This window comes from Pseudoxanthomonas japonensis (assembly GCF_043632995.1).
Taxonomy (GTDB): domain Bacteria; phylum Pseudomonadota; class Gammaproteobacteria; order Xanthomonadales; family Xanthomonadaceae; genus Pseudoxanthomonas_A; species Pseudoxanthomonas_A japonensis.
Window position 1 is genome coordinate 2,530,416 of the sequence record NZ_CP171632.1, and the last position, 11,279, is coordinate 2,541,694.

Consider the following 11,279-nt stretch of genomic DNA (forward strand, 5'->3'; position numbering starts at 1 on the left):
TTATGGCTGCACCACCGTGATCGTCGCCGGCGAGGCCCGGCCCACACCGCGGATGTCCGGACGGTACATGTCCTCGACCAGCGACGGCGGAACGGTGTACGTGCCCGGCGTCACTGCGCGGACCAGGTAGAACAGCTTGGCCGTGTTGCGGCGATCCAGTTTCAGCGCGGCGACATAACGGTCGTCGCGGAACTCCTCGTGCTTGACGTCCGCCGCGCTGCCACGGTCGCTGATCGAGATGCCGTCGACCACGACGTCCGCCCATTGCTTGGCGTCGCCGAGGTTGAAGTTCTCGATCTCCAGGCCGGCCGGCAGCAAGTCGGTGAACAGCGCATCCGGGATCGCGACGTTGGCGGTGATGCCGACGCGTACGATCAATGCCTCGCCTTCCTTCAGCGTGCCGCCCTTCCATTCCTGCCCGTCGGTCGTGTAGTAGCGGCGCTCGATGCCGATCTGGCGATCGTCCGGTGCCGGCGCGCTGCGCGGGATGCCGGCGACGTCCAGCGACGCGTACAACGGCGGCGAACCTTCCGGCGTGAAGCGCAGGCCACGCGCGAGCGCCGTGTAGTCGACGCTGCGGCCGAACAGACGGACCGGCGCGATCGTTTCGGCATCGCCACCGATGCTCCACTGGCCGGACACCAGCTTCTTCTGGTCGACCATCAGCGCCTTGCCAAGGCGCGCCAGCGCCACCTGCTCCTGCGTGCTCAGCCACATCCAGCCGCTGTTGCGGCGGGCATCCAGTTCGCGACCCAGCGAGATCGCACGGCGGTCGTATTCCGGCTTGGCCAGCTTGCGCTCGTGCACCAGCGCGATCATCAGTGCGTCGTCGCGCAGGCGTGTGCCGTAGTCGCCGAGATACTCCGGACGGTCGCCGGTCTTGGCGAACCCCTCCGCGATCGCCTTCGCGCCGCGCGTCTTGTCGCCCTGCAGCGACAGCGCGATGCCCAGGTGCACCAGCGGCAGGCCGGTGAGCGTCTTGCCACGCTCGTTGTCGTACAGCGCGCGCAGCGTGCCCAGCGGGGCACGGTTGACGCGGGCGAGCACGTAGCCGGCGTAGGCCTGGTTGGCGAACTTGAGGTGGTCGCGGCGGTCGTAGCCGTAGAACTGCGCACCACCGGCGAGCAGATCCTCGTTCAACCGGGTCAGGGCCTTCTGCAGCACCGCGTCCGGCACGGCGAAACCGCCTTCGCGCGCGTCCAGCAGGAACTCGGCGATGTACGGCGTCAGGCCCGGATTGATGTAGTCGTCGTTGCCCCACATCGAGAAGTGGCCGTTCGCCACCTGCATCGAGGCCAGCCGTCCGAAGGCGCCCTCCATGCGTTCGCGACGCTTCTTCACTTCCAACCCGTCGATGCCGAGCAGCTTGGCCGTGGCGTCGTCCAGTTCCAGCGCGGCGTAGCCCTTGCTGGTGGTCTGCTCGGCGCAGCCGTACGGATACTCCAGCGCGCCCTTCAGCGCACTGGCGAACGGAATCGGCGGCAGCGCGGAGACGGTCATGCGCGCGGTCACCGAGCCTGGCATCAGTCCGTCGGCGAAGCCCGCGCCCATCTCCACCGGCACCAGGCTGTCCAGCACCTGCGTGCGCGAGCGCAGGACCGCGGGCCAGCCTGCGCGCACCGGCACGTCGTAGCGGCGGTCGACCTTGAAGCCGTTGCCTTCCACCCGCACCCGCACCTGCGCCGTCGTATAGCCCTCACCCGCGGTGATCGGGAACGTCAGCGTGCGCTTGGCGTCGACGGAAAGATCGGCCGTCTTGCTGCCTTCGCTGATGTTGAGCGGACCTTCGCCATTCACCAGCACCTTGAACGCGCCGACCTTGCCGGTGAAGTTCTGAACATCCAGCGTCACCGTGCTCCTGTCACCCGGCGCCAGCACGCGCGGCAGACTGGCTTCGGCCACGATCGGCGCACGCACGACGGTTTCGCGGTCGCGGTTGCCGTAGCGCGTGTCCGAATAGACCAGTGCCGACACGCGCAGCGTGCCGTTGAAGTCCGGCACCTTCAGCGCGACTCGGGCATTGCCCTTGCCGTCCAGTTTCACCGGACCGGAGAACAGGTCCACCGTCTGCACGCGCGAAGTCGGCCGCTTCGCCTGCGGCAGGGCCGACAGCGCCATGTCGCCGCCGAAGCGCATCTTCGCGCTGCCGCCTTCGAAGCTTTCGATCACCCGACCGTAGATGTCGTAGGCATCCACGCCCAGCCGGCGCTGTGCGAAGAACTGCGCGTTGGCGTCCGGCACCGGGAAGCGGGTGATGTTGAGGATGCCCACGTCCACCGCCGACACGGTGACGTGCGCGGTCTGGCCCGCGAGTTCCGGCACGCTGACCGTGACCGGCAGGTTCTGTTCCGGACGCATCTGCTTGGGCACGGACAGACCGACGGCGACGCGCCGGTCGCGGCGGTCCATCGGCACGTGCGCCACGCCGACCGCGCGTGCCGGCGTGATCTTGCTGGGCGCCGAACCGCCGCGGAACACCAGCGCGGTGACGTAGACGTCGTGGCGCTCCCAGTCCTTGGTGACGGGAATCGAGAACGTGCTGCCCGGCTTGGCATCGATCGCCTGCACGTACAGCATGCGATCGCTCTCGACCATCAGCAGGCCCTTGCCAGCATGCGGCGGGGTGACGGTGACCTTCAACGTGTCGCCCGCCTTGTAGCCCGTCCTGTCCAGCGCCAGCTTGACCTTGTCGGGACGCGCATCCAGCCCGCGGTTCTGGTCGTCCCAGCTCCAGCCGGCGCGGAACGGATAGCGCGTGGTCAGGCCGGTGGCCGGATCGAACACGTCCAGCCGGTACTCGCCCCACTCCACCGGGAAGTCGATCTTCGACGCGCCCGTGCCGACATCCAGCGTGCGCGTGTCCTTGTTCTCGAAACGGCGGGTGAAGTCGTAGTCCCAGCCGCCATCATCGGAATGGTTCCAGTGGTAGTCGCGCAGTTCGCGCACCAGCGTGGCCTTCAGTCCCTTGCCGGGTTGCGGCTTGCCGGCGGCATCCATGCGCACGACTTCGAAGCCTGCGTTCGCGTTGGCATCGGCGCCGTCCTTGTCGTCGAACAGGGGACGGATGCCGACCAGCGCGTCGGCCGGCCACAGCACGCGCTTGAGCGTGCGATTGACCGTACGGCCGCCGGTCTCGTAGACACTGCCGGAGACGATGGCGGCGATCGGGCTGCGCGGCTTGGCTTCTGCGGGCAGTGCGATGTCCTCTTCCAGCACACCGTTGTCGGCCAGCGTCGTGTCGATGACATCCTTGGCTTCCTTCGGCAGTTCCATGGTCGGATCGCCGAAGAAATAGCCCGGCAGTTGTTCCAACGGGTGCTGTTCCACCGACACCGCGAGCTTGGCGGTGAAGCGGTTGCCGCTGGCCGGCGCACCGTACAGGTAGGCCGCCGTCGCCTTCAGCTTGAGCGGCTGGCCCGGCTTCAGCACCGGCGACGCGTCCAGGTCCAGCTTCATGCGCTCGGGCAGGAACTCCTCGATGCGCAGCGTCATGCCCTGCACCGCTTCCTTGCTGGCCGGATCGGTGCGGAACTCCACCTGCCAGCGACCCGTCGGCGCTTCCACCGGGATCGCCTGCTCGAAGCTGAAATAGCCCTGCGCGCCCGGCTGCAGGCGTGTCTCGCGGAAGACCTTGCCGTCGGGCTGCTTCAGGCGCAGGAACACCGGCTGGCCGCCGCCCTGCTTCGGCGCCGGTACCGGCTTGCCGTCGTTGTCGCGCAGCAGTGCGGAGATGCGCACCGTCTCGCCGGGGCGGTACAGGTCGCGGCCCGACCAGGCGAACACGTCGAACCACGCCTGCTCGCGGCCGGCGACGGCGAACTCGGACAGGTCGAGCGCCGGCTGGTTGAACGGCAGCATCGACACGTCCTTGCCGCGCGTGGCGACCAGCACGTGGCCGGCGTCCAGCGTGTAGTTCAGCAGCGCATTGCCGTTGCCGTCGGTCTTGCCGGCCAGGATGGCTTCGCCACGGGCGTCCAGCACCTTCAGTTCGACGCTGCCGGTGGCCGAACCGTCCCGCAACGAGGCGGTGTGGACGAACAGCTTGTCCTTGTAAGCCCGGGTATGCAGGCCGATGTCGCTGACGGTGAAGAAGGCGGTCTCGAATTCGCCGGCGAACTTGCCGGTGCGCTTCATCACCGCGAAATACAGGCCGGGATCCTGCAGTTCGCGGATGTCCTGGATCGGCAGGTAGGTCAGTACGCGCTCGTTGGGCTTGCCGCCGAGCACGAAGCGGTTGAGGTAGACCGGTTCGGCCAGCTTGCCCAGCGGCGTGCTGTCGCCGTACTCGCTGTCCAGGTCCCAGCTGCCGCGGCGACCGCCGCGCTGGTACTCGGCGAAGAACTTCGGCAACTGCTTCTCGGTGACGCGCAGGAACTCCACGTCCACTTCCGGCACGTTGATCGACACCACCGGCAGGCCGCGGCTCTCGCGCGCCGGCAGCACGCTGCCCTGCGAGGCGAAGCCCACCGCCGGGTCGAGTTCACCCGTATGCACCTTGTGCGTGTCATCCCTGCCCAGACGCGTGCCGTCGGCGGCGGACAGCCCGGCCTTCAGGGTGACCTCGTAATCCTTGGCCGCTTCCACCGACGGGAAGCGCAGGATGAGGCCTTTGTCGTCCAGCACCCAGCTGCCCTTCACCGCGGCGCCGTTGGCATCCTTCACCACCAGCAGCGTGTCGAAGTCCTGCGAACTGACCAGTGGCCGGCTGAATTCCAGCGCGATGGCGAGGTCGCCGTCATGCTGGTCGGGATAGGCGCCCACCAGTGCGAAGCCGTCCACCTTGGCGGCCTGCGCCTTGATCGGCTCGCCGCTGGCCTCGGGCAGCTGCCCGGATTCGTTGCGCTTGCAGCCGGCGAGCGCCGTCGCTGCCATCAGGCCAATAAAAAACGCGCGCATCCAGTGGCTGCGCGCGTTGCGGGTGTTGCGACTTGCCGATCCCATGTGCCGTTCCCTGCCGTGGTCGTACCGGCAGTATAGAACGCAGGGATGAAAGCGGCGCGGTCAAACCGCGCGCGCTTTCATGTGAATCGACGGTCAGGCCTCCGGCGGTGTGTCCGTGGCTTCGGGCGCCGCCGGCACGGTACCCACGACACCCTCGCCAGCCTCCTCGTCGTCCAGCGAGGCATCCAGGCGCTCCACCGCCTGCAGGGCTTCGCCGTCGGACAGGCGCATCAGGGTGACGCCCTGGGTGTTGCGGCCGACCTGCGAGATTTCCGCCGCACGGGTGCGCACCAGCGTGCCGCCGTCGGAGATCAGCAGGACCTCGTGGTGGTCGGACAACTGGATGGCACCGACCAGCCGACCATTGCGCTCGGTGGTCTTCAGCGCGATCACGCCGCGCGTGCCGCGGCCCTTGCGCGGGTAGTCCGCGACGGGGGTGCGCTTGCCGTAGCCACGCTCGCTGGCGGTCAGGATGTCGCCGTCGCCATCGACGACGACCAGGCTGACCACCTCGGAGCCCGCTTCCGGAATCGACGGCACGCCATCGGTATCGCCGGCCTCGCCTTCGTCCTGCTCGCCTTCGGCTTCCGCATCCGCGCCTGCGACCAGCCGCATGCCGCGCACACCGGTGGCGGTACGGCCCATGGCGCGCACCAGTGCTTCGGAGAAGCGCACGGCGCGCCCGTTGGAGGCGAACAGCATGACGTCGCGCTCGCCATCGGTCAGCGCCACGCCGACCAGCGCATCGCCTTCGTCCAGGTTGATCGCGATCTTGCCGCGCGCCAGCTTGAACGCGAACTCGGTAAGCGGGGTCTTCTTGACCGTGCCGTTCTTCGTGGCGAAGAAGACGAACTTGCCGTCCTCGTAGTCGCGCACCGGCACCACCGCCTGCACCTTCTCGCCGGCTTCCAGCGGGATCCAGTTGATGATCGGCCGGCCGCGCGCGTTGGAACCCGCTTCCGGCAACTGGTACACCGGCAGCCAGAACACCTTGCCGCTGCTGGTGAAGGTGAGCAGCGTGTCGTGCGTGTTGACCAGCCACAGCTGGTCGATGAAATCCTCTTCCTTGGTCGCCGCCGCACTGCGGCCACGGCCACCGCGCTTCTGCGCGCGATAGGCGCTGGCCGGCTGCCGTTTGGCGTAACCGGCGTGCGACAGCGTGACCACCATGTCTTCCGGCGCGATCAGGTCGAGGATGTCGAGGTCTTCCTCGCTGTGGCGGATCTCGCTGCGGCGCTCGTCGCCGAACTCGGCCTTCACGTTCAGCAGCTCGTCGCGGATCACCTGCAGCAGCACGTCCGGATTCTCGAGGATGCGGATCAGGCCGGCGATGGTCTCCAGCAGCAGCCGGTATTCCTCGGTCAGCTTTTCCTGCTCCAGGCCGGTCAGGCGGTGCAGGCGCATCTCCAGGATCTGCGTGGCCTGGGCCTCGCTCAGCTGGTAGCGGCCGTCGACGAAACCGATGGCGGCAGGCAGGTCTTCCGGACGCGACGCCTCGGCACCGGCCGCGGCGAGCAGCGAGCCCACCAGGCCCGGCTCCCACGTCTTCGCCAGCATGCGCTCGCGCGCTTCCTGCGGGTTGGCCGACGTCTTGATCAGCTCGATCATCTCGTCGATGTTGGCGAGCGCGACCGTCAGGCCTTCCAGGATGTGGGCCCGGTTGCGCGCCTTGCGCAGTTCGAAGATGGTCCGGCGGGTCACCACTTCGCGGCGGTGGCGCACGAACGCTTCCAGCATCTGCTTCAGGTTGAGCAACTGCGGCCGGCCGTCGACCAGCGCGACCATGTTGATGCCGAACACCGACTCCATCGGCGTCTGCAGGTACAGGTTGTTGAGGACGACCTCGGCCGACTCGCCGCGCTTGACCTCGATGTAGATGCGCATGCCGTCCTTGTCGGACTCGTCGCGCAGCTCGCTGATGCCTTCGAGCTTCTTCTCCTTCACCAGCTCGGCGATCTTCTCGATCAGCCGCGCCTTGTTCACCTGGTACGGGATCTCGGTGACGATGATCGACTCGCGGCCGTTGTCGTCGTTGACCTCGATGTCGGCCTTGGCGCGCATGCGAACGCGGCCACGACCGGTGCGATAGCCGGCGACGATCCCGGCGGTGCCGTTGATGATGCCGCCGGTTGGGAAGTCCGGGCCCGGGATGTACTGCATCAGCGCGTCGACATCCAGTTCCGGATTGTCGATCAGTGCGATCAGGCCGTTGACCACTTCCGACAGGTTGTGCGGCGGGATGTTGGTGGCCATGCCCACCGCGATGCCGGCCGACCCGTTGACCAGCAGGTTCGGGAAGCGCGTCGGCAGGACCGTCGGCTCCTGTTCCTTCTCGTCGTAATTGGGCTGGAAATCGACGGTTTCCTTGTCGATGTCCGCCAGCAACTCATGGGTGAGCTTGGCCATGCGGGCTTCGGTGTAACGCATGGCGGCGGCGGAGTCGCCGTCGACCGAACCGAAGTTGCCCTGGCCGTCGACCAGCATGTAGCGCAGCGAGAACGGCTGCGCCATGCGCACCAGCGTGTCGTAGACGGACTGGTCGCCGTGCGGGTGGTACTTACCGATCACGTCACCGACGATGCGGGCGGACTTCACGTGCGGCTTGTTGGCGTGGTTGCCCAGTTCGTTCATCGCGAACAGCACGCGCCGGTGGACGGGCTTCAGGCCATCGCGGACATCCGGGAGCGCGCGCCCCACGATCACGCTCATCGCGTAATCGAGATAGCTGCGACGCATCTCGTCTTCGAGGTTGACGGGGATGATTTCCTTGGCGGTATCGGCCATTCGGGTTCCGTGTTTCTCAGGTTGTCTCGGGCCTGAATCGCGGCCAAAACGGGCCTAGCCGGCGTAGGCCGGCGAGGCAGCGACAGGCGGGGATTCCGGCGGGTTCTGCAACCTGTGGAGTGTATCACAGCGGACGCGCCAGACCGACCGTTTCAGCCGGGGAAACAAGCACTTATGCGCGCGTTCCACGCATCTGCCGGACGTGGTCGCCGCGCCCCGCGGAAAGCGCCGGGAGCGGACACGAAAAAGCCCGACCAAAGGCCGGGCTTTTCGCTGGAACTGGTGGGCGGTACAAGTTTCGAACTTGTGACCCCTGCCGTGTGAAAGCAGTGCTCTACCGCTGAGCTAACCGCCCGAAATCATCGGGGCGCGAATGATAGCCGCGGACCGGGGGGCGGGTCAACGCGTCCGCCGGTTACCGGTCCTTGGTATCACAGAGGGCGCTGACCCGGCGTGGCGGCGCGAATGCGTCGCTGCGCGCATCCGGCCAGAAGTCGCGGAACACCGCATGCGTCGGCACCCGGTCCAGCAGTTCGCCGGGCTCCAGGAACTTGTACAGCGCGGCCAGCGACCGCACCTCGATCGGCGACACCCGCCGCAGGATGTGCTCCGGCCCCAGCTGCTGCGGATGCTCCAGTCCCGCCGCGCACAGCATGTCGCGCAGCGCCTTGAGCGTGTTGTCGTGGAACTGCTGCACGCGCACCGACTTGTCGGGCACGTCCAGGTGCTTCCAGCGCTTCGGGTCCTGGGTGGCGACGCCGGTCGGGCAGCGGTCGTTGTGGCAGCTCTGCGCCTGGATGCAACCCAGCGCGAACATGAAGCCGCGGCCGGCATTGCACCAGTCCGCACCCATCGCCATCGTGCGGGCGATGTCGAATCCGCTGATGATCCTGCCGGCGGCGCCGATCCGGATGCGGTCGCGCAGGTTCAGGCCGACCAGCGTGTTGTGGACCAGCAGCAGCGCCTCGTGCATCGGCACGCCGACATGGTCAATGAACTCGGCCGGCGCGGCGCCCGTGCCGCCTTCGGCCCCGTCCACGACAATGAAATCCGGCAGCAGCCCGGTCTCATGCATGGCCTTGGCGATGCCGAACCATTCCCAGGGGTGCCCGATCGCCAGCTTGAAGCCGGTCGGCTTGCCGCCCGAGAGCTCGCGCAGCCGGGCGACGAACTGCAGCAGTTCGACCGGCGTGGAGAACGCCGAGTGCTTCGCAGGCGACACGCAGTCGTGCCCCATCGGCACCCCGCGCGTGGCCGAAATCTCGGCGCTGACCTTGGCAGCCGGCAGCACGCCACCGTGGCCGGGCTTGGCGCCCTGCGACAGCTTCACCTCGATCATCTTCACCTGCGGCGAGCGGGCGTTCTCGATGAAGCGCTCCTCGCTGAAGCGCCCCTGCTCGTCGCGGCATCCGAAGTAGCCCGAGCCGATTTCCCAGACCAGGTCCCCGCCCTTTTCGCGGTGATACGACGAAATCGAACCCTCGCCGGTGTCGTGGTAGAAGTTGCCGCGGCGAGCACCCTCGTTCAACGCGCGAACTGCATTCGCCGACAGCGAACCGAAACTCATCGCCGAGATGTTGAACACGCTCGCCGAATACGGTTGCGCGGTGCCCGCGCCGATCACCACGCGGAAGTCGTGCGAGTCCACGCTCGAAGGCGCCATCGAATGGTTTATCCACTCGTAGTCCACGCCATAGACGTCCTGCTGGCTGCCGAACGGCACGACGTCGCTGACGCCTTTCGCGCGCTGGTAGACCAGCGCGCGCTGCTGGCGCGAAAACGGAACTTCGGCCGTGTCGCCTTCGATGAAGTACTGGCGGATCTCCGGACCGACCGATTCCAGCCCGTAGCGGAAATGCGCCAGCACGGGATAGTTGCGGCGCAGCGTGCTTCGCGTCTGCAGCACGTCCCACGTACCGAGCAGCGCCAGCGCACCGAAGACGGCGACGCCCCACCACGCGGCCGGCCATGTCGGCGCCAGCGACAACGAGACGAGGGCCAGCACGATGCTGGCGGCATAGGCGAGGTAACGCTGCATCGGCAGTCTCCCGTGGGCCAGCGATGATTCTATGCCATGCCCTGCGACGGCATGCCGCATGCGGACACCCAGGGTTGATCCGGATCAATGCCCGCGCAGGCGGGCGATGCGACGTTGGCGCCACCACAACCGGGGAGAACACGTCATGCATCCGATCCTGCGCGAGATCTTCATGGAGCCCGTCGGCTGGCTCGCCATCGGCGGCAGCATCGTCATGGTGGGGATCAGCGTCTTCGTCGCGCTGTTCGTGCGCCGCAAGGTGCGCGAGGAAGAGAAGAAGCGTCAGCGCTGAGGTAACGACGACGCGGTGGTGCCCGGAGCCGGAATCGAACCGGCATGGCCTTGCGGCCGGCGGATTTTAAGTCCGATGCGTCTACCAGTTTCGCCATCCGGGCCCGTGGATAGCCTGCCTCAGCGCCGCCGTCTTGGAAAGCGGCAGCGTTGCCGGGCCACAGGAACGACGAAGCCCCGCATGCGGGGCTTCGTGCGTGCTCACGAGGAGCCTGTATGGAGCGGGAAAAGGGACTCGAACCCTCGACCCCGACCTTGGCAAGGTCGTGCTCTACCAACTGAGCTATTCCCGCGTTGAAGTCCCTTGCGGTCCTTCTGGTTTTGGAGGCCTGGGTCGGAATTGAACCGGCGTACGCGGATTTGCAGTCCGCTGCATAACCACTCTGCCACCAGGCCGATGGCGACCGCGCCAGACTGGCGCAATCAAGGCACGTTTTCAAGGCGCCCTACAACACAAAACCCCGCGAACGGGGTTTGGTGGACCGTCCCTCTCAGGACGAAAAACTGGAGCGGGAAAAGGGACTCGAACCCTCGACCCCGACCTTGGCAAGGTCGTGCTCTACCAACTGAGCTATTCCCGCGTCGAGAGAGACGAAATTGTAGCGTCTTGTTCTGGCATGTCAACAGGCTTTTTGTCGCCGTCGCGCAGGATCGGCCATGCCGCGAGCAGGTACTGGATGCCCGACCACAGGGTCAGCAAGGCCGCGATCGCCAACAGCCAGTCGCCCAACAGGAACACCCACCGCCCCATCCAGATATCCGCCAGCGACTGGTCGCCCGGCGTGGAGGCGTACAGCAGGCAGGACAGCGCCACCATCTGCACGATGGTCTTGATCTTGCCCAGCGCGGCGACTTTCACCGTGGCGCGCTGGCCAAGCTCCGCCATCCATTCGCGCAATGCGGAGACCGCGATCTCGCGACCGACGATGACCGCCGCCCAGATCGCCATCCACATGGTGGGGTTGTCCTGCACGATCAGGAACAGCGAGACCGCCACCATCAGCTTGTCGGCGACGGGGTCGAGAAACGCACCGAACGCGGAATACAGGTGGTAGCGACGCGCGATCCAGCCATCCAGCCAGTCGGTCACCGCCGCCAGCACGAAGATGAAGGCCGCCGCGAAGTTGGTCCACGAATACGGCAGGTAGAACACCAGCACCAGCACCGGGATCAGCACGATCCGCAGCAGCGTGAGCCAGGTGGGAACGGTCAACTTCATCGCAGG

At 66.9% G+C, this 11,279-nt stretch carries 5 protein-coding genes and 5 tRNA genes; 1 reads left to right on the forward strand and 9 read right to left on the reverse strand.

Going from position 1 to position 11,279, the window contains the following annotated elements; genetic code table 11:
* The 4 genes from ACGHX3_RS11585 to ACGHX3_RS11600 form a co-directional block, all read right to left on the reverse strand.
* Positions 1 to 4,896, reverse strand: coding sequence for an MG2 domain-containing protein (locus ACGHX3_RS11585; RefSeq protein ID WP_394697278.1), 4,896 nt, complete (start codon positions 4,894 to 4,896; stop codon positions 1 to 3).
* Between the two features lie 138 nt (positions 4,897 to 5,034).
* Positions 5,035 to 7,725: a DNA gyrase subunit A gene (gene gyrA, locus ACGHX3_RS11590; RefSeq protein ID WP_394695049.1), complete on the reverse strand. Its 2,691-nt coding sequence runs from the start codon at positions 7,723 to 7,725 to the stop codon at positions 5,035 to 5,037.
* 280 nt (positions 7,726 to 8,005) lie between these two features.
* Positions 8,006 to 8,080 (reverse strand) — tRNA-Val (locus ACGHX3_RS11595).
* 60 nt (positions 8,081 to 8,140) lie between these two features.
* Positions 8,141 to 9,763 (reverse strand): FMN-binding glutamate synthase family protein, encoded by a 1,623-nt coding sequence (locus tag ACGHX3_RS11600; RefSeq protein ID WP_394695050.1) that lies wholly within the window; start codon positions 9,761 to 9,763, stop codon positions 8,141 to 8,143.
* A gap of 145 nt (positions 9,764 to 9,908) precedes the next feature.
* Between ACGHX3_RS11600 and ACGHX3_RS11605 the strand changes: the two genes are divergently transcribed.
* On the forward strand, positions 9,909 to 10,055 hold the full coding sequence (locus tag ACGHX3_RS11605) for a hypothetical protein (protein ID WP_162337237.1): 147 nt from the start codon (positions 9,909 to 9,911) through the stop codon (positions 10,053 to 10,055).
* Positions 10,056 to 10,071: 16 nt separating this feature from the next.
* Here the strand turns inward: ACGHX3_RS11605 and ACGHX3_RS11610 are convergent.
* The 5 genes from ACGHX3_RS11610 to pgsA form a co-directional block, all read right to left on the reverse strand.
* A tRNA-Leu gene (locus ACGHX3_RS11610) sits at positions 10,072 to 10,158 on the reverse strand.
* Between the two features lie 113 nt (positions 10,159 to 10,271).
* Positions 10,272 to 10,347 (reverse strand) — tRNA-Gly (locus tag ACGHX3_RS11615).
* A gap of 29 nt (positions 10,348 to 10,376) precedes the next feature.
* A tRNA-Cys gene (locus tag ACGHX3_RS11620) sits at positions 10,377 to 10,450 on the reverse strand.
* 109 nt (positions 10,451 to 10,559) lie between these two features.
* Positions 10,560 to 10,635, reverse strand: a tRNA-Gly gene (locus tag ACGHX3_RS11625).
* Positions 10,626 to 11,273: a CDP-diacylglycerol--glycerol-3-phosphate 3-phosphatidyltransferase gene (gene pgsA / locus ACGHX3_RS11630; RefSeq protein WP_162337236.1), complete on the reverse strand. Its 648-nt coding sequence runs from the start codon at positions 11,271 to 11,273 to the stop codon at positions 10,626 to 10,628. Before pgsA ends, ACGHX3_RS11625 begins: the two co-directional genes overlap by 10 nt.
* Positions 11,274 to 11,279 lie beyond the last annotated feature (6 nt).

Bases quoted from the DNA above. Each gene is read 5' to 3' on its own strand.
- gyrA (WP_394695049.1), bottom strand. From the start codon at position 7,725: ATGGCCGATACCGCCAAGGAAATCATCCCCGTCAACCTCGAAGACGAG.
- ACGHX3_RS11585 (WP_394697278.1), bottom strand. From the start codon at position 4,896: ATGCGCGCGTTTTTTATTGGCCTGATGGCAGCGACGGCGCTCGCCGGC.
- ACGHX3_RS11600 (WP_394695050.1), bottom strand. From the start codon at position 9,763: ATGCAGCGTTACCTCGCCTATGCCGCCAGCATCGTGCTGGCCCTCGTC.
- ACGHX3_RS11605 (WP_162337237.1), top strand. From the start codon at position 9,909: ATGCATCCGATCCTGCGCGAGATCTTCATGGAGCCCGTCGGCTGGCTC.
- pgsA (WP_162337236.1), bottom strand. From the start codon at position 11,273: ATGAAGTTGACCGTTCCCACCTGGCTCACGCTGCTGCGGATCGTGCTG.